Source organism: uncultured Thermanaerothrix sp. (genome assembly GCF_938028735.1).
Classification (GTDB): Bacteria; Chloroflexota; Anaerolineae; order Anaerolineales; family Anaerolineaceae; genus Thermanaerothrix.
In genome coordinates, this window is the sequence record NZ_CALIMF010000014.1 from 170075 (window position 1) to 192913 (window position 22839).

Sequence of the window (22839 nt, forward strand, 5' to 3'; positions counted from 1 at the left end):
AACATGGGGGATTTAAGGCGAGGTTAACACCGTCCAGCCCGGCGAAGCGTGCACCGGGCTGGTTTTCCAAGCAATCTCGGGTATCAACCCTTGAGAAAATCCTCAAGCGCCCCCCGACTGATACGGTAGGCGTTTCCGATTTTCTTGGCTTTTAACTCACCCGATTGAATGGCAGCTAGGACATCCTCTTCTGAAACGCGCAAGATTGCTGCAGCTTCCGCGGGGGTCATGACCTCCGGAATACCGGCGGCAGATTTGCCTGTCTCTTCACCACCCTTCCCGCCTCCTTGCAGAGACTGAGAAATCACATTGCCCAGACCAATTCCTGCGCCAATGCCAGCCGTCAACCCCGCACCACCACTTGGGTTCTGGGCCGCATCTCGCAATGCATCCGCCGCCTGCAATTGGGTGTAGGTAGGCAAGTCCAACATCCCCATTGCCCGCAGCTCCTCAACCGATTTCTCAGAAGGTTTCAGATTCGCAATATAGAACGACTTGAGAGTCAACCCTAGGGCGGCAAAATCATCTTGGGCCTTCGCCCGGATACCCGCTCCAATCTCTTCGGTTAGCCCGATCAACTCCGTCACGGAGCGCTTGGCCGCGGTCTCTCCCAGCAGATCTTGCAATTTAGAAAGCAGAACAGCGCGCAATCGGTCTTCAATATCTGCCATGCGATAGATTTTTTGCGCCCCGACGACCTGAGTCACAAATTGCTGGGCATCTCTTACCTGGAATGAGTAAGTGCCAAAGCCCTGCAACAACGCTACCCCCAAGCCCATTCCCGGGTTACGTACCAGGATCGGCTGCGGTGTGCCCCATTTTCGATCCACGAATTCACGCATCGACACAAAATACACCTCTGCCGTGAAGGGGGTGCGATTATTAAAGGCTTTTCCTAGGAGATCAATTAGCAACGGGATATTGGCGGTGGTAATAGTATGGCGGCCCGGGCCAAAGGAATCCAGGGCACGACCATCCCGGAAAAACACAGCCCGCTGAGATTCGCGCACAATTACCTGCGACCCTATGCGTAAATCGGCCACCCCCTCTTCAGGAAAGCGATGTACAATCTCATCCACCATCTCACTAGGATACTCAACAACATCAAAAATTCTTGCCATCTCGAAACACTCCTTCCCATCGCGAATTGGCTTTAGATAGGCACCTTACACCTGTTCATTCGACGGATCACTCTGAAGCCCTATCCCCATCAAGACTTCAGCCCGCTTCTCGAGGGCATCCAAGCACTTCTTCGTCACAGCAATGAGGTTACGCACAGCCGTTCCTAAACCCTCGCCGCCAATAGCAGCCTCCACCTGATCGAGAGCGCGGGCAATCTCATCTTCTAGGTTCACGAGCGCCAGATCATATGCATAGACTCGCGCCAAATCCTCTGGACGAACGCGAACGGCATCAAAGAATCCCGTATAACCATAGGCTGCTGTTCTTAGGCGATCCACAAACTGGCGGAGTTTTAAGGAGGCTTCCTCTATGTCACCTACCAGTTCCAATTCTCCTTCTCCCAGTAGGGCACGTTGGACAGCAGATACACGTTGCCACAACCCTTCGAAGCGGTTAGCCAGGGTTTCACGCAAGATCTTGTCAGCCATCCTACGTTGAGCACGTTCCACATATCCCGCAAACCCAGGAATTCGGCTCAACAACTGGTTAAAAATATTCTGATCACTGGTGACACGATCATAGATATCGCCCATCTCGCCTCCTAAGGCTCTACGTTTTCAAGGGATACATTTACTTTCTTTGATTATAGGCCCAAAAATGAGAACACAATCTGTTTTTCCAGGAACTAATCAAGAAATCTATGATTAAGGTCCCACACGTACTTCTAAACTTTACTCCTCGTTCTGATCCTCCCTGGCCCCGTTGTCAGCAACAGACTCAGCCAGATCATGATCAATCATGAGCGCTAACCTATCTCAGTTTGCAATCCAATCCAAAGATACTGCCAAAGATACTGAATGAAGCCTCACTCGAGTGGGCTTATTTTGGCAGGTTTGCTGATAGGGGATATTTTTCAGCAATAGTTTCTGTAAGTCATCTGTAAGGCCCTCACCATTGCTTTTAGATCTGAGTGTTGTATAATGAATGCAAGATTACTCTGAAAGAGAAAGGAGGTGAATTGCGATGCTGTTTGCACCTAAGGAGAAGGGCCAGGGTTTGGTCGAATATGCGTTGATCCTTGTTCTGGTAGCAGTCGTTGTTATCGTTGTCCTCGCCCTCCTCGGCCCCGCCATCGGCAACGTGTTCAGCCGGATTATGCAGAGCATCTAGGCAACAAAATCGCCCATCGCGCAAGTGCGAAATAGGCCCTGCTAAGCAGGGTCTATTTCGTGAATCTCCAAGCTAACAATTTTGAAGAGAGACCCCATTGACAAATTGCCTTATAATAATGTTATCTACACACCGGAGTGGCAAACCAGCAAATCATCTATACGACGGGAGGTTATAGAAGATGGCCGGTCGAACCAGGCGAGGCGGACTCTTAATCATCATAGTAGCACTTATCCTCCTTTTGCTTGTAGGAGCTGCCTACTTATGGCTTCAAATGCAAGGAGGATTGCCAGGACAGGCCCAACCCCTGCCCACTCAGCCCCCACAAGATATGGTGGATATTGTCATCACTACTCAATTCATCGCACGCGGCTCAGAAATTGTTGAAGGAGCGGTAACCACTATCCCTTACCCTCGCGATAAACTCGTTGCTGGCACGTTTATTACGGATCTCCAATCCGTCTACGGGAAGCGAGCGAAATACGATTTGGAGCGTGGCATTCCCTTGACCTCAGGAGCACTCCTAGAACCCGGCGCCGGCTCTGTGGTCTCATTCGACATTCCCAAGGAATATGTGGCCCTGTCGGTTCCGATCTCCAGTCTGACTTCTGTTTCTTACGCCCTTCAGCCAGGAGATCATGTCATGGTGATTGGGTGTATGCTGTTGGTGGATGTAGACCAACAGTTCCAGTCGAAGCTCCCCAACAAACTCCCCCAAGTGATCAAACCGGGATTGGTTAACGAACCCGAATCGCTCACTCCTGGTTTTTTGGACACGGCCACATTGACTGATCAGGGACGAGCCGAGTTCGATCCCACCCTCAACCAACCCCTTTACGCTGTGCCCTCTGAGCCTCAACGTCCTCGCCTGGTCTGTCAAACTATCATTCAAGATGCCGTTGTGCTTCGCATGGGAGAGGTTGCTCAGGCCCAAGTCAGCACCGCTCAACAACCAGCCCCTACACCTCAACCGGGTGAGGCGCCTCCTGTCTCAGCCACCATGCCCAGCGCTGTGACGCTTGTAGTCAGCCCCGAAGATGCCGTCATTCTAAACTTCATGATGCTGGAAGGAATCAAGATCAACCTGGCACTGCGCAATCCAACCGATACTAAGCCCATCGTTACCGATGCAGTGACCCTCCAGTATCTGATGGATCAAAAGAACATCCCCCTGCCGGCCAAACTACCCTATGCCATTGAGCCGCGGGTGGACAAATTAGAATTTCCTAAATTGCAGAGCGAAATAACTCCAACCCCAATGCCCTAACCCTCACTGGGATGTCCAATCAGGAGCCTGCATGGCAAATACTGAGAAGATTACGGTTGCTATCGTTGACGACATTTTAGAGACCCGAGAAACCATTCGGCGTGCTCTCCAACTGGAGCCTAACATTGAGGTTGTAGGGGTAGCCAGAAACGGTCAGGAGGCTATCGAACTGGTTTTCGAGAGTCGTCCTGATGTGGTTATCATGGATATTAACATGCCAGACATGGACGGCATCACGGCCACAGAAGCCATTCGCCGGAAGGTACCCTACACACAGGTTGTTATCCTCTCCGTACAAAACGACCCCGGGTACATGCGTCGTGCGATGCTTGCTGGAGCACGTGATTTTCTCTCAAAGCCACCGGATATTGATGAACTGCTAGCCGCAGTCAGACGCGCCGGTGCAATGGCATTAGAAGAGAAACGAAGCACCTCAATTTTGGTTGAGAACGTAGCACCTAGTGGCACGCCTAGTCCGGCTCAAAAAGGCAAAATTATTGCTGTCTATGGGCCTAAAGGTGGTACAGGCAAGACCCTCCTGGCCACTAACCTTGCCATTGCCCTGCAGGTTCAGAACCAGCGCACCATCCTGGTGGATGGTGACTTGCAGTTTGGTGACGTGGCTGTTATCCTTAACGAACGGGGAAAAAACAGCGTCATCGATTTGGCCATTCGAGCCGAAGAACTTGACGCCGAGGTGGTTGAGGGTGTAGTTGTCGCCCACCGGGAGACTAAGCTCTCTATCCTAGTCGCTCCGCCTACACCTGAGATGGCGCTTCAGGTAAGCGGAGAGCAATTTGCTAAATTCCTTCAGTTCCTAAGCACCTTGTATCGTTTTGTGATTGTGGATACCTCCTCCTATCTGAGCGATACTACACAATCCACCCTTGAAACAGCCGACCTCATTGTCCTGATCACAACCCAGGAGCTACCGACTCTCAAAAATGTTAGTCTGTTCCTGACGCTGGCAGATAAGTCTAACATCCCGCGAGATCGCCTCATCCTTGTGCTGAATCGGTACGACAAGCGTATCAATCTCGATGCAGAGAGGATTTACAACAGCCTCAAGCATCCCATAGAGGTTGTGATTCCCTTGGATGAGCGTGCAGCTATTCAATCTATCCTGAAAGGACGTCCCTTTGTTCTGGAAGATCGCTCAAGCGCGATTACCAAAGGGGTTCTCAATCTCGCTGAGCTTATTCAGCAGAAAATCTCGCAACTTGAAGCGCCTCCTGAGCGCGAAACGGTTGGTAAGAAACGGGGAGTATAAACGATGTCACTATTAAAACGCTTATCCGGTGAAACCTCAACACCCAATAATCACCAAGACTCAAGTGCGGGCCTCCTGCGCAATCCCTCCACCCCTGTCAAACGGGTTCCCACCCCGATTCAGCCCACGGGCACAGATACCTACCAGGACCTCAAAAATCGGGTTCAGGCCAAGCTTCTCTCGACGCTTGACCCTTCCATGGACGTAACCAAAGTAGCTGAGGTTCGGCGTACCATTCAGGAACTATTTGAACAAATCCTAAATGAAGAGAACATCGTACTCTCGCGCCCCGAGCGCGCCAGAATGTATGAGCAAATCGTGGCTGAGATCCTGGGATTTGGCCCGCTCCAACCTCTCCTCGAGGACGATACCATCACCGAAATCATGGTTAACGGGGCTCGTAACATTTACGTTGAGCGCCGTGGAAAAATACAACGTGTTCCGTTATCCTTTGAGGACAACGAGCACGTCATGCGGATTATCGAGCGTATTGTTGCACCTCTAGGACGGCGTGTGGACGAATCCTCTCCTTACGTAGATGCCCGCCTCCCAGATGGCTCGCGTGTCAATATTGTGATTCCACCAATCTCCCTTGTGGGCCCAGTGATTACCATTCGTAAGTTTGCCCGTAACCCCATTACCGTTGATCAACTCATTCAATTTGGCTCGATCACGCCAGAGGCCATTCAATTCCTTGATGCCTGTGTAAAAGCACGTATTAACATCGTAATCTCGGGTGGCACTGGTTCTGGTAAAACTACCCTGCTAAACGTGCTCTCCGGCTTTATCCCGCCAGATGAACGTATCATTACTATTGAAAATGCCGCTGAATTGCAACTACGTCAGGAACACGTTGTGACGCTGGAGTCTCGCCCCCCTAATATTGAGGGACGCGGTGAAATTACCATTCGTCAACTGGTTATCAATGCTCTGCGTATGCGTCCTGACCGCATCATTGTGGGCGAGATTCGTGATGAAGCAGCTCTGGACATGCTCCAAGCCATGAACACCGGCCATGACGGTTCCATGACCACCTGCCACTCCAACAGCCCGCGCGACACTTTGGCCCGCATCGAAACCATGACCATGATGGCTGGCATGGATCTGCCCAGCCGGGCTATTCGTGAACAAATCGCTTCAGCCATTGATCTAGTTGTTCATCAGGAACGTATGCGCGATGGAACACGCAAAGTGGTAAGCATCTCTGAGATTACTGGTATGGAAGGTGAGGTGATTACCATGACCGATCTCTTTGTCTTTGAGCAAACTGGCTACGAAAACGGAAAGGTGATTGGTCGGCTGCGTCCAACAGGCTTGCGTCCTAAATTCATGGAGAAAATCGAATCTGCGGGTATACATCTACCTCCTTCGATCTTCGGAATGATGGAACGACGCCGTTAACCATATGTACATTTAGACAGGACAGGGAGTCATGGTTGAGCCACTCTTAATACTAATGATAGGCGGAGGATTGGCACTTCTGCTTCTGCTCATTGGGATTGTGGTCTCGATAACTAGCGAACGAGCCCTGGTTGAGCAACGCCTGGGTCGTTACGTAGAGCTCCAACGCGCACAGCCCCTCACCGAGAAAGAGAGAGCCCGTCCTTTGGTAGACTGGCTTAATCGCCAGGTCGAACGCACTTCTTACGGCGACCGTATCTCACGTGAGTTGGCACGCGCTGATCTTAAGCTCAAGTCCGGGGAATACCTCTTGATTATCTTATTGAGCACCGCCATAACCGGGCTGGTTTTCTGGAACATCGGCGATCGTTCCGTTGTTATGGCTATCCTTGGAGCAATCGTTGGCAGCCAGATTCCCCGTTTTTACGTCAGAATGCAGCAGCGAAAGCGTCTGATCAAATTCAACGAGCAGCTCCCAGATATGCTAAATCTGATGGTCAATGGCCTCCGAGCGGGTTTCTCCACCCTACAGGCCATGGAGTCGGTTAGCCGAGAAATGCCCAGCCCAATCGCCGACGAGTTCCGGCGTGTGGTTCAAGAAATTCAGCTGGGTGTTCCCATGGATCGCGCGCTTGACAATCTCCTCCAACGCATCCCTAGCGATGACCTAGACCTAGTTATCACCGCCATGAACGTTCAACGAGAGGTCGGCGGTAACTTGGCTGAAATCCTGGATTCGATTTCGTTTACCATTCGCGAGCGTGTCCGAATCAAAGGTGAAATCCGAGTTTTGACCACTCAAGTTATGTATTCGGGGCGCTTCCTATCGTTGTTGCCCATCATTCTGATCGCCGTTCTTTACATGATCAATCGCCCCTACGTTATGGAATTTTTCAAAGCTGAGAACTTCCCATGCGGCTACATTGCACTGGGTATTGCGCTTTTCTTGATCATAACGGGTTATCTGGTGATGAACAAACTGGGAAACATCGAGGTATAAGGACCTCAGGAGGCGCCAAATGGCTATGTTAATTGGCTTGCTTGTCTTTGTCCTGGTCGGAGTGATCACCCTGACTATCATTGGCCTACGCAATCCCGAGATGGCCAATGAGCGCGCTCTCCAGGCACGCCTCGAAGAGTTCAGCCGCGCAGGCGAACCCGTAGACCTGCGAAGGCTGGAACTCTCCCAGCCTTTTACCGAGCGAGTTCTCTTCCCACTTGCTCGTAAGTTGGGCGAATTTGCCTCGCGCTTTACGCCTGCCAACTTAATTCAGAGCTACAATAAGCAGTTAGAATTGGCCGGGGCCACTAGCTTTTGGGACGGAGGACTGGTTCTCGTCTCGCAGGGTGTACTTGCCGTTATCTTTGGCGGGCTAATATTCCTTCTTTTTACACTGGGGCCTAACCGCCAGCCCCCGGCAACCACCCTGCTCCTGACTTTTGTTTTTGCATTATTGGGGTTTGTCTTTCCAATGATGTGGCTCTCGAGCCGCATCTCGCGACGACAACGCGAGATCCGCAAAGCCCTGCCCGACGCTCTTGACTTGCTGACCATCTGTGTAGAAGCTGGGCTAGGGTTCGATGCAGCCATGCAGAAGGTCAGCGAAAAGTGGCAAAGCGAGCTTTCCCTTGCCTTCGCCAGAGCCATCCAGGAGATTCAATTGGGGAAAACGCGCCGCGAGGCTTTACGCTCCATGGCAGAACGCATTGGCATTCCTGAAATGACCTCCTTCGTTGCCGCGGTGATCCAAAGCGAAATGCTAGGCGTTAGCCTTGCCAAAGTATTGCGCATTCAATCAGAGCAAATGCGAGTACGGCGGCGTCAGCGAGCCGAGGAAGAAGCCCATAAAGCCCCCTTAAAAATGCTCATTCCTATGGCATTACTGATCTTCCCCTCGCTCATGATCGTGCTACTAACACCCGCTGCCTTACGCTTGATGCATTCTGCGCTGGGCGCCATGTTCCGATAAACCATCCCATATGTCAATGAGGACAGCCTCACCCCCCTCCTGGTCCTCCTACCTCTACCATAGCTTCTGGAGGGCCATGGACTGGATCTTCCCTCCCAGTTGCGCGGGATGCGGGGCCACAGGCCTTCGTTTCTGTCCTAGCTGTGCGGCTCAAGTGATGCGTATCAACCAGGACCAGGTCTGCCGCTTTTGTGGCACACCCCTCTCTACCCCAGCAGAAGATGCTTGTTCCCAGTGTCAAAATACTCCTCTAGTACTTCACGGGGTGCGATCCTGGGCGCTTTACCAGGAGCCACTCCGTAAAGCCATTCAAAGTCTAAAATATCACCGCAACTTAGCACTTGGGGATTACTTTGCCCCAGACCTTCTTCACGTCTTATTGTCTCAACATTGGAGCATAGACCTGGTCATTCCGGTCCCCCTAAGCCCTGCTCGCCAACGACAGCGCGGCTACAACCAGGCAAGTGTGCTGGCAAGGCCTATAGCCCTAGCCCTGCAAAAACCGCTGGTGTCCCGTGGACTCAAAAAGTGTCGCGAGACCCCTAGCCAGGTGGGGCGTTCAGCGAGTGAGCGCTGGGAGAATGTGCAAGGCGCATTCGAGGCTGACCCACAGTATGTTACCGGACGTAGCGTTCTGCTGATAGACGATGTGTTCACCACCGGAGCCACCCTCAATGCCTGTGCCGAGGCCTTGCTCGCTGCAGGCGCCAGTGCCACCTACGGCCTAACTCTGGCACGGGCAATCTCTCACGCAGATGATCAACTTTAAGTTATACTTTAGACAAGCCCCTACTCCAATGCAACAAAACGGGTGCGAACTTTTGTGGAGGACAACCTATGACCATGAATATCGAGATTTTTGCACGCAACCTCGACCTAAATGACCGCATTAGAGAATACGTGCACAAGAAGGTTTCCAAACTTGATCGGCTGATTAATGATGTAGAAGAAACCCGTGTTGACCTGGCCTATGTCAAATCGGCCCGCAATGCTGCTGACCGTCAGGTAGCGCAGATCACTTTGCGTGGGCGCGGATTCATTCTGCGCGTAGAGGAGCGCTCTGATGACCTCTTTGCCGCCATTGACGAGGCGGTTGATAAAATGCAACGCCAAATCTCTCGCTACAAGGGAAAGCACTACCGTGGTCGAGGTGACGGCACTCCAGCTTCCGCCGTGGCAGCGGTGATAGCGCCTCCTGAAGAAGAGGCTGAAGAAGAAGAGATGCCCATCATTGCTCGCCGTAAGACCTTTACGCTAGCACCCATGGACGAAATGGAAGCCATCGAGCAGATGAAACTCTTAGGCCACGAGAATTTCTTTGTTTTTTATAACGCGAACACAAACGCCATTAATGTGCTCTATCGGCGACGGGATGGCACCTACGGTCTAATCGAGCCAAAAATTGGGTAAGTTGATAACCCTGTTTCTCCCCCTCGGCTTCCCGAGGGGGAATTTTTTGCCCCCACCATGGCTCCGACTTGTCAAGCCTTATTCCATGCGCTATAATCCGCTCCGAAAAGTTAGCCACCAGATACAAAGGGAGTTCTCATCATGATTGACGTAAGTGATCTTCGCAAAGGTGTTACATTCGAACTCGACGGTAATCTTTATAAAGTACTAGAATACCATCACCACAAGCCAGGGCGCGGGAACGCTATCATTCGCATTAAAGCCCGTAATCTCCGTTCAGGTGCCACCATTGAGAAAACGTTCGTCTCAGGGGAGCGCGTGCAAGATATTCGCCTGGATTATCATACGGCGCAATATCTCTACAACGATGGGGACACTTACTACTTTATGGATACGGAAACCTTTGAGCAGTACCCCATTCGAGCTGAAATCCTCGGCGAATCCGCGGGTTTCCTGAAGGAGAATCTGGAAGTGAAACTCACCTTCTACAACAACGAGCCGCTGGATATTGAACTCCCTACTACGGTAGATCTTGAAGTCACTCAGGCAGAGATAGCTGTGAAAGGCGATACAGCAACAGGTGTGACGAAAACGGTCACAGTTGAAACTGGCATGCAAATCCAGGTTCCAGCGTTTGTGGAAGTGGGTGATGTCATCCGTGTAGATACCCGTACTGGGGAATATGTGACGCGTGTCCAATCTTGAAAAGCCTTCCAAGGCATTATGACTCTGTAACCCCTATGCGTACCCCAGCCGGGACCGAGTGTCCCTTTTTCTACGGAAATTATTACCGCGGTCGTACCCAGGAAGAATGTCGTCTGATCGGCCCAGCCGCACCCCCCGATAACTGGACACCTGCTTTATGCCGCACGTGTCCGGTGCCCCGCATCACCCAGGCCAACGCTTGTGAACATCTGGTCATCCATGCCAGAGTAGAACGCCACTGGCTGGGGTTGCGCAAACGGGTGCACGTAAGTGCCTTCTGTCAGAAAGTTCGCCAGGAGGTTGACCATCCTGAGGTTGGCTGTGGCGAGTGCCATCCAATACCCTTATCCTTTCTGAACATTACCAATGACACTGACCCTTCTGATTGATCTTGATGACACTCTCTTAATCAACAATGCCGAGTTATTTCAGCAAGCCTATCTTAAGGCTCTAGCTGAGCATCTCAAGCGTTATGTTCCGCCCAAGAAGCTAATAGAACAACTCCTGACAGCCACGCATGCTTTGTATCGGAAGAAGTCGCCTCGGGGAACACTGAAATCCACCTTTGACGCGCATTTTTACCCCGCCTTGGGTGTATCCCAAGCCTTGCTTGAACAACCAATCCACGACTTTTACGCCAATGTCTTTCCTTCCCTGCGCACTTATACCCAACCACGTCCAGAAGCGGTTGAACTCGTGGAAAGGGCTATGGCCAGAGGTCACCGAGTGGTCGTAGCCACCAACCCACTCTTTCCACGTGTAGCCATTCTAGAACGCCTACGGTGGGCCCTGCTTCCACCTGAAATTTACCTTTTCACCCTGATACCCGATTATGAGACCTTCCACTTTTGCAAACCCAATCCAGCCTTCCTGGCTGAGATCCTAGCCACCCTGCAGTGGCCTGAGGGGAGCGTAGTCATGATTGGAAACAGCGCTGAGGAGGATATCCTCCCGGCTGAGGCACTTGGACTGCCAACCTATTGGGTGAATACATCTTCTCATCCTAGTTCGATACAAAAACACCCCTTGAGTTGCCAAGGTCCCCTTTCTGGGGTTATGGATTGGCTGAATGAGATAGAAAAAGCGGTCAGGAGCCCGGAGATCAAGTCCCCCTCGGCTATTATGGCAGCGCTGGCAGCCACTCCAGCCGCCATCGAGAACCTGACTCGTACTCTAATCCCACCCCTCTGGACAAAGCGCCCCGCCCCCCAAGAATGGGCAATCAACGAAATTATTTGCCACTTAAGAGATGTTGACGCTGAAGTCAACTTACAGCGGTTAGATCTTCTGTTAAGCGATGAAAATCCTTTCGTTCCTGGGGTGAACACCGATAGCTGGGCCGAGGTGCGAAACTATCACGCTCAGAACGGCCTCCAAGCCCTAGAAGATTTCATGGCAGTGCGCACAATGATGCTTGAGCGCCTTGAAACTCTCTCTCCCGCCGATTGGCAACGCTCGGCCCGCCACGCCATCTTTGGTCCCACCACCCTCCAGGAAATTATGGAATTTGTGGTGACCCACGACCGCACACACATTCGCCAAATCGGCAACACCATAGACCAGGTAATGCGACATTACTCCTCTTAACTCCGTTCCGCCTCGCCCCCGGTGCTGACCCCCGAGGTTTGGACTGGGGTTTCCACACGGAAGACATCCAGAATACGGCGTACGATCTCGTAAACCACATTTTGCTTAAAACCGGAGATCCATGCCAACACATAAATAACAAAAGCGGAGCGAATATTAAACCCAGGCTCAATCCCTGCAGTCAAAGAGAAGAAACCTGCTTGAATAACAAGAAAGACAAACCCTCCTAACATAACCCCCAAAACAGGATTGGTGAGATACCACATAGTATACTGAGGATCAAAATCCTGCTCTTTGGCTACGTGCTTCCACAACGCATAAAGCGCTCCCACCACCCCACCCAGTCCGCCCCAAATCAGACTGCTTAGCAAGTGAACCAGGTTAACCTCTGCGATGGGACTGGCATTCCGAATAACCTCGTAGGTTGGCGCTAGATTGATCTGAAGCACTCCCCAGGCTAACACGCTAAACCAAAAGATCTCGTAAAGAAACAGTGGAAATCCAACCCTCTGCGAAGCCCTTCTCACCCTTTCCATAAAAGCAAGGTAGTATTCCACTTCACTTAATAGGCGCTCAGCCTCTTCATAGTACTCACTACCCTGACCAAACAGGTTCTGAGCCTTTTCCAGAAGATCAAGAAAAGTCACCGCCTTTTGCGGGTTGTTGACGGTGGATCGGATACTATCCCGGACTCCATCCACACGATCTATAAAGTTTCGCTCAAATAATTCATGCCATTCACTTACCTTGTCCGTTGCTCTGGAAACTTCGCGAAGAGTTACCGGCCATTCACTGCCAGGGGAGTCGGGGTTAGCTAATTCGCTGGTTAAGTTTCCTGAAGAAACATCCGGCTGGACAACATCTGGTGAATTTTCCACCCCAACACCCCGCGACCCAACATTCTCCTCAAGCATCTTTTTCTCCTCCTCTGGGTATCTTGAGTATATCCAAACGCATCCGGCTTGTCAAAGTCTATATGATAGCCTAAACGAACTTTATAAATCCTGGTATCTTGGTGTCGAGATTGGTATAATTCCACCAGAAAATCATCTTATGCATATAAACCTTACAGGTTTAAGAACTGACGGAGGTCAGTGTGAATTCACGAAACCAATCCTACATCATTTACCTGCTACTGTTTGTAGCCATCATTGTCATGGTGGTCTACAACTTCAGTCAGCGGGGAAGCACCTCTGAAGTTTCTATCAATCAGTTAGCCGAGGACATTAAGCAGGGCCGCGTTAGCAAGATTGAGGAGAACGAGAATCGCTTGCGCGTCGTATACAAGGACCTGACAGAAGCCATCTCGACCAAGGAGGCAAACGCCACACTGGTTGAGCAATTGCTCAACCTGGGCGTAACCCAGGAACAACTGCATCCCAACAACATCAGCATCATCATCAAGCCTCCAAGCCCATGGTTGGGAGTTGTTACAGCATTAGGGTACATCCTTCCCTTCATCCTCCTGATTGGGGCTTTCTTCTTCATCTTTCGACAAGCTCAGGGCACCAACAATGCTGCCATGTCTTTTGGCAAGTCACGCGCACGTATGTTTACGGGCGATCACCCTACCGTAACATTTGCAGATGTAGCGGGCGTAGATGAGGCAAAAGAAGAGTTGAAAGAGGTGGTTGAGTTTCTACGTGAACCGCAGAAGTTTATCGCCTTGGGTGCTCGAATTCCTAAGGGCGTGCTTCTGGTGGGCCCTCCTGGTACTGGGAAGACCCTTTTAGCCAAAGCCGTTTCCGGTGAAGCAGGTGTACCCTTCTTCTCAATCTCCGGTTCCGAATTTGTAGAGATGTTCGTCGGTGTGGGCGCGAGCCGAGTGCGCGATCTATTTGACCAGGCTAAGCGACATTCCCCATGTATCGTGTTTGTGGATGAAATCGACGCAGTAGGACGTCAACGCGGCGCAGGGCTTGGTGGCAGCCACGATGAGCGCGAGCAGACGCTTAACCAGTTGTTAGTTGAGATGGATGGTTTCGATACCGACACCAATATCATCATTATGGCCGCCACGAATCGCCCTGACATCCTTGATCCTGCACTCCTTCGTCCTGGGCGCTTTGACCGTCGTGTGGTCCTTGATCGCCCAGACGTGCGTGGGCGAGAGGCCATATTGCGGGTTCATGTCAAAGGGAAGCCCCTGGATAGTGATGTAGATCTTTCCATCCTGGCACGTGCCACGCCCGGCTTCGTGGGCGCTGATTTGGAAAACCTGGTCAATGAGGCTGCTATTCTGGCAGCGCGCCGCAATCGTAAAAGCATTTCTATGGCCGAATTTGAAGAGGCCATTGAACGCGTAATCGCTGGTCCAGAACGTAAGAGCCGTCTGATTAGCCAAGAAGAAAAACGTATCATCGCTTACCATGAGGCGGGCCATGCCGTCGTCATGAACGCCTTGCCTGAAGCCGACCCAGTGCAGAAAGTGTCTATTATTGCGCGTGGAATGGCCGCTGGCTATACACTTTCGCTACCGCAAGAAGATCGCACTCTGATGCCGCGGAAAAAACTGATTGCCGAGATGGTAGGGCTATTGGGCGGACGAGCGGCAGAGGAACTGGTGTTTGACGACATCACCTCCGGTGCTGGCAATGATCTGGAACGGGTGACCCAACTGGCACGGATGATGGTAACGCGTCTGGGCATGAGCGAGGAGCTTGGGCCCATGGTATATGGACAGAAAGAGGAGTTAATCTTCCTGGGTCGTGAAATTGCCGAGCAGCGCGATTACTCAGAAGCCGTAGCCGAGCAAATTGATCGTGAAGTGCGTCGTCTGGTCAATGAAGCCTATCAAAAGGCACGCCAGTTGCTTATTCAGTATCGCGACAAACTGGATGCAGTTGCCCAGCGCTTGTTAGAAGTTGAGACGCTTTCACGGGAAGAATTCGAAGCCATCTTCCCTCCGCCGGTGCCCAAACACAGCGGTATTCCCAGCATGGTCTCCAACTATTAGTTCACTTGACGAGCATCATGCAGAGTGCTTGCTCGAGCAAGCACTCTTTTTATTCATCTCATATTCATCTCAGAAGAGGTCGAGGCTTTGACTGCAGCTTTTCCCAGGCTCCTCTCCAGGGTTCCCCTAAACGATGACGCACAGGGATCTGGACATGACCGACCCTAGAAGCCACTTCGCCAACCAAAGGCACAATCCCCTCCCAGTCCTCTTCGGCGAGTGCCTGTCGTAAACGACGACTCACAACCTGGGTCCACTCCCAATCCAATCGAAAACGATCGGCCTTAAGCCAATAGCCGCGCTTCTCCCAAGCTTTGACCGTCTCATCAATATTTTGGGCAATCTCTTCCATTGCTAGCACCAGGAAAGCCACTAAATCCCGTGTCTGTGCATTAATTGTCCCTTGGCGCATTAGTTCACGTACCGCCAATGCCAGTGCTCTCACCAGAGTTTGACGCTGTTTGCCCACACTGTCCGTCTGAATAACTCGACTCAATGATCCTCCAAAGGCTCGCTACTGGATTGTCAATTGGCTCAGATTATAGCCTTTATTTTCCAAAAGAAAAGACATGTGATCAAGCCGACTTATGGTGACTTCAAAATCACACGCGCAGTCCGCTCTAACGAACGGGTCATTGACGCAAAGGTTAGTTCTGCTTATAATTTCGTCAGTCAGGGGAAGTGCTGGAACTGGCAGACAGGCGTGACTTAGGATCACGTGCCGCAAGGCGTGCGGGTTCGAGTCCCGCCTTCCCCACCAAAGCGAAAAGACTATGCAATGCGAAAGGATGACAAATAGGTGGTAAACATCATCGAAAAAACACAACGTGATGACCATCAGGTCTACATTGTGGCTGAGTTTGAGCCTGAGGTTTGGGAGGACTATAAGCGTAAAGCAACCAGGAAATTGGGCGAAAGGGTACGTATTCCTGGCTTCCGCCCAGGCAAAGCCCCTCTAGAGATGGTACGTCGAACTGTGGGGAACGAAGCCATCGAGGAACTGGCCATCGAAATGCTCATTGACGACAAATACGGGGATATGCTGAAGACCGCCGAAGTCAACCCAGGTGCGCCGGGGCGCTTGGAAAATATTCTAAGCCGCGAACCCCTGCGCCTGGCTTTTGTGGTGCCATTAGAGCCCGTTGTAGAATTGGGCGATTATCATAAGATCCGCGTCGAATCCGAAACAGCGGTAGTTTCTGAGGAAGAGGTAGAGGAATACATTCAAAATATTCTGCTTGCTAACGCAGTGGCAGAGCCGGTGGATCGACCAGCCCAAGACGGGGATGTCGTATACGTTAAATACCAGTGGGCTGTCCTGGAAGGTGAAGAAACACCCTCGAACTTTTCTGAACCTGAAGCAGCAGAGTACCTTATTGGAAGGAAGCCCGAAACGGAACGCCCTTTCCCAGGTTTCTCAGCCCATTTGGTTGGCCTAACCGCAGAGCAGGAAACCTCCTTTGTCCATGAGTTTCCACAAGACTGGGAGCAGGAGAACCTGCGAGGCAAAAAGGTCGTGTACCGAGTTGTAGTGCAAAGCGTCAAACAGTTAAGTGTTCCCGAACTCACAGATGAATTTGTCCAATCGGTGTTTCCAGAGTTAAACTCTGTGGATGATCTTCGCAAACGTGTGCGCACGTCTCTGGAGGCCAGCCATCGGGCTGAGGCCGATAGTGAACTGGCTGAAAAAATGCTGAATCGCATCCGTGAACAAGCCACTCTCAAGTACCCCCCACAACTCGTCGAAGAAGAAATCTCACGCCAACTCACGCGTTGGGAAGCGGAACTCCGCAATTACGGACTTAATCTCGAATCTTATCTGCGCATCACAAACAAGGATCCCCAGACTTTCATCAACGAAACCATCCGCCCCGCTGCAATTCAAGCATTAGAACGCCGCCTCCTGGTGGATAAACTCATTCAACAGGAGAATATTCAGCTATCCCAAGAAGCCTACCAGCGGGCCGTTGAAAGCCTGGTTGGAGACATCTCGCGTCTTCCCAAACGCGAGCAAAAACGGTTGGGCAATCGTGTTTCTGTGGAATTAGAGCGCCGCCTCAGCAATGAACTGGTCAGCGAGTTGATTGAGCGCCTCAAAGCCATTGCCAGTGGGCAGATTGAGAAGATGGACGTTCGGGTCTCTGATGAGAACACGTCCATGTCTGAATCCACTGGTGAAACTCCAACAAACAACCCGCCCATTCCCCAGGCCGAGGCTGTTACAGAGACTGCCAAACTAGAAGCAGATAGGGTAGAATCTAATGTAGATACGAAAAAGTCAGAATCTTGAAGAAGAAAGAGTAGGGAGCCTTATGAGTTTGAACAATTTTGACCTCATCATCCCAATGGTGATTGAATCTTCGGCCCGGGGTGAACGTGCTTACGATATTTATTCGCTTCTGCTCAAAGAGCGAATCATCTTCGTCGGTACGCCTATTGACGATCAGGTAGCCAACCTGATTGTTGCCCAATTACTCTACCTGAGCCGCGAAGATCCCGAAAAGGGCATTCAGATGTACATCAATTCTCCAGGAGGGCAAATTTACGCCGGTTTGGCCATTTATGACACTATGAAGATGATCCCCAACAAGATCAGCACCGTGGCGGTTGGTGTCACGGCTTCTTTCGGCACCGTGTTGCTGGCTGCAGGTACCAAGGGGCAACGCTATGCACTACCGCATGCCACTATCCACATGCACCAGCCTCTAGGTGGTGCGCAGGGCCAAGCTTCCGACATTGAAATCCAGGCTCGCGAGATTCTACGCCTCAAATCGCAGCTCAATCAGATTCTGGCAGAGTGCACCGGCCAGCCCCTCGAAGTCATTGAGCGTGATACAGAGCGGGATTTCTATCTCGATGCCTACCAAGCAGTGGAATATGGGATTGTGGATCAGGTGTTGACCCCCCCCGAAAAATAAGGATAGGCAACACCACCGCGGTTTCTCTTTCTCGATGATGTCACCTCGCGAGCCGGATAGCTGTTGCTGTCCGGCTTGCTCTGTCGGAGAACACCTATGATTAAAACACTTCATCCCCCTGTGCAAGCCTTGATCCTCGACATGGATGGCGTCCTCTGGCGAGGCAATCAGCCAATTGGCGATCTGCCACGTATTTTCGAGACCCTCAAGGCTCAGGGGCTACGAGTGGCTTTAGCCACTAACAACGCCACGCGCACCGCCGAGCAGTATTGCCAAAAGCTCATGGGTTTTGGAGTTGCTTTTACCGCAGAAATGGTTGTCACCTCAGCCGAGGCCACGGCATATTTTCTCCACCAGCAATTTCCTCGGGGAGGACCCGTTTTTTTGGTAGGTGAAGAGGGTCTGCGCCACGCCTTGGCCCAGTATGGGTTCTATCCAGTTGAGGATGGTCAGGTCATTGCGGTTGTGGCCGGTCTGGACCGGCAACTCACTTATAACAAATTGCGCAAAGCCACACTGCTGATTCGGCAAGGCGTGCCTTTTATTGGTACTAACCCTGATCGCACTTACCCCAGCCCGGAAGGATTGATTCCTGGTGCCGGCACTGTGCTGGCTGCGCTTGAAGCCGCCAGTGATGTCAAACCAGTTATTGTGGGGAAACCTTTCCCCACCCTCTTTCGTGTGGCGTTGGAACGGCTTAATGCCACTCCAGCCGAAACCTTAGTAGTGGGTGATCGCCTGGATACCGACATACTCGGTGGTCAACAAGCAGGAATGCGCACCGCCCTGGTTTTGAGTGGAGTCAGCACTGCTGAAGAAGCTGAGCATTGGTCACCCCCGCCTGACCTGATCGCCCCTACGTTGGCACATCTAATTGGGCTAGAAAAAGAGTGATGACACAAACAATAACTTCTCCTCAAAAAGTGTTTATCCTCGATCTCTCATTGCCTGAATTAGAGAAAATTGTCCAGGCATGGGGTGAACCGACCTATCGTGCCGAACAAATCTGGCGGGGCTTGTATCAACAATTGTGGAACGCTTCCTCCCAGTTTAGCCCTTTGCCTAAAGCCCTGCGCCAGAGGCTCGAGGAGGAATTCACGTTCAGCCACCTTATACCGGTAACCTCATTGCACTCAAGCGATGGTAATACGACCAAGACCCTTTTTCAGTTGCCCGATGGCTTGGCTATCGAAGCGGTTCTCATGCGCTATGAACGTCGCAACACCCTTTGTATCTCCACGCAAGTCGGTTGTGCCATGGGGTGTGTCTTCTGCGCCACCGGACAAATGGGCTTCAAGCGTCACCTCTCTCCCGGCGAAATCACAGAGCAGGTGTTATATTATGCCCGCCTGTTGCGCCAGGAAGGCGAAGAGGTGACTAATATTGTAATCATGGGCATGGGGGAACCTTTCCACAATTACGAGGCTACCATGAAAGCCATTGACAACCTCAACCACCCCCTGGGCATGAATCTTGGGGCCAGGCGTTTTACCATCTCAACAGTTGGACTGGTGCCAGCCATCCGACGCTTCGCAACTGAGAAACGCCAGGTCAATCTTGCTATCAGTCTGCATGCTACGCGAGATGAAGTGCGCAATAGCCTGCTTCCCATCAACCGCAAATATCCCATTCAGGAGGTGTTGGCAGCGTGTCGAGATTATGTTGCCCAGACCGGACGCCGCATCACATTTGAGTGGGCACTGATCCAAGACGTGAACGATTCGGTAGAAACGGCTCGTGAACTGGCAGCGCTGCTCAAGGGCCTCCTCTGTCACGTGAATGTGATCCCCCTCAACCCCACACGGCGTTATTCTGGCACGGGGAGCACACGTGAACGCGCCAATGCGTTCAAAGCCGAACTGGAGCGCCACGGTATTCCTTGCACCGTGCGCATCCGACGAGGGATAGACATACAAGCGGGCTGCGGGCAACTTGCTACCTTGCATAATTCCCTATCTCAGTAATGATATAATCTACGCGCTATGGTTGACTTTATAAATAAATGGAAACAAGGACTGGAACGCACCCGTAGGGCCACATTTGGTCGCCTAGCCGTTCTTTTAGGCGTTAGTGAAATTGATGCCAACACATGGGACGACCTGGAAGCCCTACTCCTGCAGGCGGATATGGGAGTGGAAACTAGCCAGGAGATTATAGTAGCCTTACGCCAGCGTGTACACCAGCAAGGGCTAACCCGAACGAGTGAACTGCAGCAGGCTTTGAAAGAGGAATTACTCAAACGCTTGGACGAACCCCCGCCCATAAATCTTGATTCATATCAACCTGCAGTCATTCTCATCGTTGGGGTCAACGGTTCTGGGAAAACCACAACCATCGCCAAACTGGCCCGCTGGTTCAAACAACACAACAAAAAGGTCCTTTTGGTGGCCGCAGATACTTTCCGGGCAGCGGCAATTGACCAACTTCAGGTGTGGGCAGAGCGCTTGGAACTTCCCATCGTAGCGGGTCAACCTAATGCAGACCCCGGGGCAGTGGCTTATGACGGTATCCAGGCCGCCCTTGCGCGCAAAGTGGATATTGTTCTGATAGATACCGCGGGGCGATTGCACACCCGCTACAACCTTATGGAAGAACTTAAGAAGGTGTATCGCGTGGTTGGCAAAGCCCTCCCCGGCGCTCCCCACGCCGTTTGGCTGGTGCTTGATGCGACCACCGGGCAAAATGCCCTTCAACAGGCTCGTGCCTTTAAGGATGCAGTCAGCGTTAACGGGATTATCCTCGCTAAGCTGGATTCTTCTGCTCGCGGTGGTATGGCCTTCGCTATCCAACGCACGCTTGGTATCCCAATACTTTTTGTGGGTCTGGGCGAGAAACCCGAAGATCTCGACAGATTTGACCCCGAAGCATTTGTTCAAGGTATTCTAGAAGGTTAACTATAGGAGGCGAACATGCAGGATTTGATTGAACGATTAGAAGAAATCAAGCGTCGAATCCATGACCTGCAGGTGCATCTTTGACCTGGACAAGAAACGAGTTGATCTAGAAAACCTACAAAAAATCAGCGAGGATCCTACCCTATGGGATGATCTAACTCGCGCTCAACGCACGATGAAACAATTGACTGAAGTCAAAGAGGAGATCGAATCATGGGACCGGCTAAGCGCACGCGTCCAGGACCTGCTCGATCTGGCTCAATTAGAGGATGAATCGCTGCGTCCCGAAATTGAACAAGAGGTTGAAGATCTGGAACGAGACCTTGAGCAGCGTGAATTGAATACTCTCCTTTCAGGGCCCTATGACCGCGGCAATGCTATTCTGGCGATCCATGCGGGCGCCGGAGGGGTTGATGCCCAGGATTGGGCCGCCATGCTTCAACGCATGTACCTGCGCTGGGCTGAACGTCACGGGTACGACGTAGAGATCCTTGACTACTCTGAAGGCGAAGAGGCCGGCATTAAGAGCGTGACCATGGCAATCAGTGGAAGGAATGCCTACGGCTACCTGAAAGCCGAAAAAGGTGTCCATCGCCTAGTACGCCTCTCGCCCTTCGATGCTGCACATCGCCGTCATACCTCATTTGCTCAGGTAGAAGTGCTTCCCGAAATTGCCTCAGATAGCGAGGATGTCGTCATCAACCCCAATGATTTGCGCATTGACATCTATCGTTCGTCCAGTGCGGGTGGACAGAACGTCCAGAAAAATGCCACAGCGGTGCGGATCACCCACCTGCCGACTGGAATTGTTGTAAGTTGCCAAAATGAGCGCTCCCAATTGCAGAATCGTGAAAACGCGATGCGGGTACTTCGCGCTCGGCTGGCTGCCCTCAAGCAAGAAGAGCAGGAACGTAAACTGGCTGAATTACGTGGCGAATACAAAAAGGCCGAATGGGGCAATCAGATCCGCTCTTACGTCTTGCATCCCTACCAAATGGTCAAAGACCACCGTACCAATTACGAAGTGGGCAATACTCAAGCGGTCCTAGATGGGGAAATTGATGGCTTCATTGAAGCCTATTTGCGTCAAAATGTCCGCCCTCATCACATCCCCACCCCATCGTCATAATAAGAACGGGCGCCTGAATCGGCGCCCGTATCGTTAATCCAACACCTTCGCCAGTTCGAATAGCCGCAAATCCAGAGGCTTCTTGGTATTGACAACCTGTTCCAATGGCGTTGTGGTCACTTCCCCCTGGACCAGCCCAACTAGTACGCCTGTCTCACCCCGTTCAATCGTCTCAGTGGCGCCCGCACCTAGCCGACTGGCCAAAATGCGATCATAAGCGCTGGGGTTTCCCCCGCGCTGCACATGCCCCAGGATCGTGACTCTTAAGTCAAACCCCAACCGTTCGTGATGTTGTTTGAAATATTCGGCCAGCCCCTCGGCATTATAGCGGGCACCTTCTGCAACGACCACGAGCGCGTGAGCTTTGCCCCGTTCATACGCACGGATTAACCGCTGAGCAATTTCCTCCGGGTCTACCTCCACTTCAGGGATCACGACAGCCTCTGCCCCCCCTGCAATGGCGGACATAAGCGCCAGATAACCACAATCACGTCCCATAACTTCAACTAAGAAAGCCCGCTGATGGGAAGAAGCCGTGGTCTTGAGCCGATCAATGGCCTCCAAAGCAATGTTCAGAGCAGTATCCACGCCAATTGTGATATCCGAACCGTAAAGATCATTATCAATGGTGGAAGCCACACCCACCACTGGAAACCCCAGGCTATGAAGAGCATAGGAACCAGTTTGGGAACCGTTTCCACCGATCACTACCAGGGCATCAATCCCATGCTGATTGAGTGTGCGAATCGCCTTAAGTTGGCCAGCCTTGGTCTTGAATTCCAAGGACCGGGCACTGCCTAGAATTGTCCCACCCCGCTGAATAATGCCCCCCACATCTCGGGCTGAAAGGGGAACGACTTTGCCGTCAATGAGGCCTTGGTAGCCCAGTTGGACCCCATACACTTCCCACCCACGATAAATGCTGGTGCGTACCACTGCCCGGATGGCCGCATTCATCCCGGGAGCATCCCCCCCACTTGTCAGAACTGCAATCCGCTTCATGAATCCCTCCGAATTATTGCAGCGAAAATAAGATGCAT

23 protein-coding genes and 1 tRNA gene are annotated in these 22839 nt (G+C 51.8%); 19 read left to right on the forward strand and 5 right to left on the reverse strand.

Annotated elements, in window-relative coordinates; all coding sequences use genetic code 11:
• Positions 1 to 83: 83 nt before the first annotated feature.
• On the reverse strand, positions 84 to 1121 hold the full coding sequence (locus Q0721_RS08525; protein ID WP_299028285.1) for an SPFH domain-containing protein: 1038 nt from the start codon (positions 1119 to 1121) through the stop codon (positions 84 to 86).
• A gap of 45 nt (positions 1122 to 1166) precedes the next feature.
• Positions 1167 to 1715, reverse strand: a complete 549-nt coding sequence (locus Q0721_RS08530) for a hypothetical protein (protein ID WP_299028287.1) — start codon at positions 1713 to 1715, stop codon at positions 1167 to 1169.
• Positions 1716 to 2145: 430 nt separating this feature from the next.
• Here Q0721_RS08530 and Q0721_RS08535 point away from each other — a divergent pair, with 430 nt between their 5' ends.
• The 11 genes from Q0721_RS08535 to Q0721_RS08585 all read left to right on the forward strand — a co-directional run bounded on the left by Q0721_RS08535 (position 2146) and on the right by Q0721_RS08585 (position 11902).
• On the forward strand, positions 2146 to 2292 hold the full coding sequence (locus Q0721_RS08535) for a Flp family type IVb pilin (protein ID WP_299028289.1): 147 nt from the start codon (positions 2146 to 2148) through the stop codon (positions 2290 to 2292).
• Positions 2293 to 2473: 181 nt separating this feature from the next.
• Positions 2474 to 3559: an SAF domain-containing protein gene (locus tag Q0721_RS08540; protein ID WP_299028292.1), complete on the forward strand. Its 1086-nt coding sequence runs from the start codon at positions 2474 to 2476 to the stop codon at positions 3557 to 3559.
• 31 nt (positions 3560 to 3590) lie between these two features.
• A complete protein-coding gene (locus Q0721_RS08545; RefSeq protein ID WP_299028295.1) occupies positions 3591 to 4829 on the forward strand; it encodes a response regulator in 1239 nt (412 codons plus the stop codon).
• Positions 4830 to 4832: 3 nt separating this feature from the next.
• Positions 4833 to 6230 (forward strand): CpaF family protein, encoded by a 1398-nt coding sequence (locus Q0721_RS08550; protein WP_299028298.1) that lies wholly within the window; start codon positions 4833 to 4835, stop codon positions 6228 to 6230.
• A gap of 31 nt (positions 6231 to 6261) precedes the next feature.
• Positions 6262 to 7230 carry a type II secretion system F family protein gene (locus Q0721_RS08555; protein WP_299028301.1) on the forward strand — a complete coding sequence of 323 codons (969 nt, stop codon included), beginning with the start codon at positions 6262 to 6264 and terminating at the stop codon, positions 7228 to 7230.
• Between the two features lie 19 nt (positions 7231 to 7249).
• Positions 7250 to 8200: a type II secretion system F family protein gene (locus tag Q0721_RS08560; RefSeq protein WP_299028304.1), complete on the forward strand. Its 951-nt coding sequence runs from the start codon at positions 7250 to 7252 to the stop codon at positions 8198 to 8200.
• A gap of 76 nt (positions 8201 to 8276) precedes the next feature.
• Positions 8277 to 8969 (forward strand): ComF family protein, encoded by a 693-nt coding sequence (locus Q0721_RS08565; RefSeq protein WP_299028307.1) that lies wholly within the window; start codon positions 8277 to 8279, stop codon positions 8967 to 8969.
• A 68-nt stretch (positions 8970 to 9037) separates the two neighbouring features.
• Positions 9038 to 9610: a ribosome-associated translation inhibitor RaiA gene (gene raiA, locus Q0721_RS08570; RefSeq protein WP_299028310.1), complete on the forward strand. Its 573-nt coding sequence runs from the start codon at positions 9038 to 9040 to the stop codon at positions 9608 to 9610.
• Positions 9611 to 9751: 141 nt separating this feature from the next.
• On the forward strand, positions 9752 to 10315 hold the full coding sequence (gene efp / locus Q0721_RS08575; RefSeq protein WP_299028313.1) for an elongation factor P: 564 nt from the start codon (positions 9752 to 9754) through the stop codon (positions 10313 to 10315).
• 35 nt (positions 10316 to 10350) lie between these two features.
• On the forward strand, positions 10351 to 10704 hold the full coding sequence (locus tag Q0721_RS08580) for a hypothetical protein (RefSeq protein WP_299028316.1): 354 nt from the start codon (positions 10351 to 10353) through the stop codon (positions 10702 to 10704).
• A complete protein-coding gene (locus Q0721_RS08585) occupies positions 10682 to 11902 on the forward strand; it encodes a DinB family protein (protein ID WP_299028320.1) in 1221 nt (406 codons plus the stop codon). Before Q0721_RS08580 ends, Q0721_RS08585 begins: the two co-directional genes overlap by 23 nt.
• Here Q0721_RS08585 and Q0721_RS08590 read toward each other — a convergent pair.
• The gene (locus Q0721_RS08590; RefSeq protein WP_299028325.1) at positions 11899 to 12816 is read right to left on the reverse strand and encodes a hypothetical protein; all 918 of its coding nucleotides are present in this window, start codon (positions 12814 to 12816) and stop codon (positions 11899 to 11901) included. The genes Q0721_RS08585 and Q0721_RS08590 overlap by 4 nt on opposite strands.
• Positions 12817 to 12998: 182 nt before the next feature.
• Between Q0721_RS08590 and ftsH the strand changes: the two genes are divergently transcribed.
• A complete protein-coding gene (ftsH, locus tag Q0721_RS08595) occupies positions 12999 to 14858 on the forward strand; it encodes an ATP-dependent zinc metalloprotease FtsH (protein ID WP_299028328.1) in 1860 nt (619 codons plus the stop codon).
• Positions 14859 to 14922: 64 nt separating this feature from the next.
• Here ftsH and Q0721_RS08600 read toward each other — a convergent pair whose 3' ends face one another.
• Positions 14923 to 15354, reverse strand: coding sequence for a hypothetical protein (locus Q0721_RS08600; RefSeq protein ID WP_299028331.1), 432 nt, complete (start codon positions 15352 to 15354; stop codon positions 14923 to 14925).
• Between the two features lie 179 nt (positions 15355 to 15533).
• On the opposite strand from Q0721_RS08600, the gene Q0721_RS08605 reads away from it, so the two are divergent.
• The 7 genes from Q0721_RS08605 to prfB all read left to right on the forward strand — a co-directional run bounded on the left by Q0721_RS08605 (position 15534) and on the right by prfB (position 21799).
• Positions 15534 to 15618 (forward strand) — tRNA-Leu (locus Q0721_RS08605).
• A gap of 39 nt (positions 15619 to 15657) precedes the next feature.
• Positions 15658 to 17148 carry a trigger factor gene (gene tig / locus Q0721_RS08610; protein WP_299028334.1) on the forward strand — a complete coding sequence of 497 codons (1491 nt, stop codon included), beginning with the start codon at positions 15658 to 15660 and terminating at the stop codon, positions 17146 to 17148.
• Positions 17149 to 17170: 22 nt separating this feature from the next.
• Positions 17171 to 17776, forward strand: coding sequence for an ATP-dependent Clp protease proteolytic subunit (locus Q0721_RS08615; protein WP_299028337.1), 606 nt, complete (start codon positions 17171 to 17173; stop codon positions 17774 to 17776).
• A 96-nt stretch (positions 17777 to 17872) separates the two neighbouring features.
• On the forward strand, positions 17873 to 18670 hold the full coding sequence (locus Q0721_RS08620; RefSeq protein WP_299028340.1) for an HAD-IIA family hydrolase: 798 nt from the start codon (positions 17873 to 17875) through the stop codon (positions 18668 to 18670).
• A complete protein-coding gene (rlmN, locus tag Q0721_RS08625) occupies positions 18670 to 19740 on the forward strand; it encodes a 23S rRNA (adenine(2503)-C(2))-methyltransferase RlmN (protein ID WP_299028342.1) in 1071 nt (356 codons plus the stop codon). Before Q0721_RS08620 ends, rlmN begins: the two co-directional genes overlap by 1 nt.
• A gap of 18 nt (positions 19741 to 19758) precedes the next feature.
• A complete protein-coding gene (ftsY, locus tag Q0721_RS08630; RefSeq protein ID WP_299028345.1) occupies positions 19759 to 20670 on the forward strand; it encodes a signal recognition particle-docking protein FtsY in 912 nt (303 codons plus the stop codon).
• A gap of 15 nt (positions 20671 to 20685) precedes the next feature.
• Positions 20686 to 21799 (forward strand): peptide chain release factor 2 gene (gene prfB, locus Q0721_RS08635; protein ID WP_299028349.1). Its coding sequence is split into 2 segments (ribosomal slippage): positions 20686 to 20751 and positions 20753 to 21799, totalling 1113 coding nucleotides; the frame shifts between segments, so codons are not numbered across the junction.
• A 33-nt stretch (positions 21800 to 21832) separates the two neighbouring features.
• On the opposite strand, the gene pfkA is transcribed toward prfB, so the two are convergent.
• Complete coding sequence (pfkA, locus tag Q0721_RS08640) at positions 21833 to 22801, reverse strand: 6-phosphofructokinase (RefSeq protein ID WP_299028352.1); 969 nt, start codon at positions 22799 to 22801, stop codon at positions 21833 to 21835.
• Between the last annotated feature and the right edge of the window lie 38 nt (positions 22802 to 22839).

Bases quoted from the DNA above. Each gene is read 5' to 3' on its own strand.
- Q0721_RS08545 (WP_299028295.1), top strand. From the start codon at position 3,591: ATGGCAAATACTGAGAAGATTACGGTTGCTATCGTTGACGACATTTTA.
- Q0721_RS08535 (WP_299028289.1), top strand. From the start codon at position 2,146: ATGCTGTTTGCACCTAAGGAGAAGGGCCAGGGTTTGGTCGAATATGCG.
- Q0721_RS08615 (WP_299028337.1), top strand. From the start codon at position 17,171: ATGAGTTTGAACAATTTTGACCTCATCATCCCAATGGTGATTGAATCT.
- efp (WP_299028313.1), top strand. From the start codon at position 9,752: ATGATTGACGTAAGTGATCTTCGCAAAGGTGTTACATTCGAACTCGAC.
- Q0721_RS08565 (WP_299028307.1), top strand. From the start codon at position 8,277: ATGGACTGGATCTTCCCTCCCAGTTGCGCGGGATGCGGGGCCACAGGC.
- raiA (WP_299028310.1), top strand. From the start codon at position 9,038: ATGACCATGAATATCGAGATTTTTGCACGCAACCTCGACCTAAATGAC.
- Q0721_RS08560 (WP_299028304.1), top strand. From the start codon at position 7,250: ATGGCTATGTTAATTGGCTTGCTTGTCTTTGTCCTGGTCGGAGTGATC.
- Q0721_RS08540 (WP_299028292.1), top strand. From the start codon at position 2,474: ATGGCCGGTCGAACCAGGCGAGGCGGACTCTTAATCATCATAGTAGCA.
- Q0721_RS08550 (WP_299028298.1), top strand. From the start codon at position 4,833: ATGTCACTATTAAAACGCTTATCCGGTGAAACCTCAACACCCAATAAT.
- Q0721_RS08580 (WP_299028316.1), top strand. From the start codon at position 10,351: ATGCGTACCCCAGCCGGGACCGAGTGTCCCTTTTTCTACGGAAATTAT.
- Q0721_RS08620 (WP_299028340.1), top strand. From the start codon at position 17,873: ATGATTAAAACACTTCATCCCCCTGTGCAAGCCTTGATCCTCGACATG.
- Q0721_RS08555 (WP_299028301.1), top strand. From the start codon at position 6,262: ATGGTTGAGCCACTCTTAATACTAATGATAGGCGGAGGATTGGCACTT.
- Q0721_RS08525 (WP_299028285.1), bottom strand. From the start codon at position 1,121: ATGGCAAGAATTTTTGATGTTGTTGAGTATCCTAGTGAGATGGTGGAT.
- rlmN (WP_299028342.1), top strand. From the start codon at position 18,670: ATGACACAAACAATAACTTCTCCTCAAAAAGTGTTTATCCTCGATCTC.
- Q0721_RS08585 (WP_299028320.1), top strand. From the start codon at position 10,682: ATGACACTGACCCTTCTGATTGATCTTGATGACACTCTCTTAATCAAC.
- pfkA (WP_299028352.1), bottom strand. From the start codon at position 22,801: ATGAAGCGGATTGCAGTTCTGACAAGTGGGGGGGATGCTCCCGGGATG.
- ftsY (WP_299028345.1), top strand. From the start codon at position 19,759: ATGGTTGACTTTATAAATAAATGGAAACAAGGACTGGAACGCACCCGT.
- Q0721_RS08590 (WP_299028325.1), bottom strand. From the start codon at position 12,816: ATGCTTGAGGAGAATGTTGGGTCGCGGGGTGTTGGGGTGGAAAATTCA.
- Q0721_RS08530 (WP_299028287.1), bottom strand. From the start codon at position 1,715: ATGGGCGATATCTATGATCGTGTCACCAGTGATCAGAATATTTTTAAC.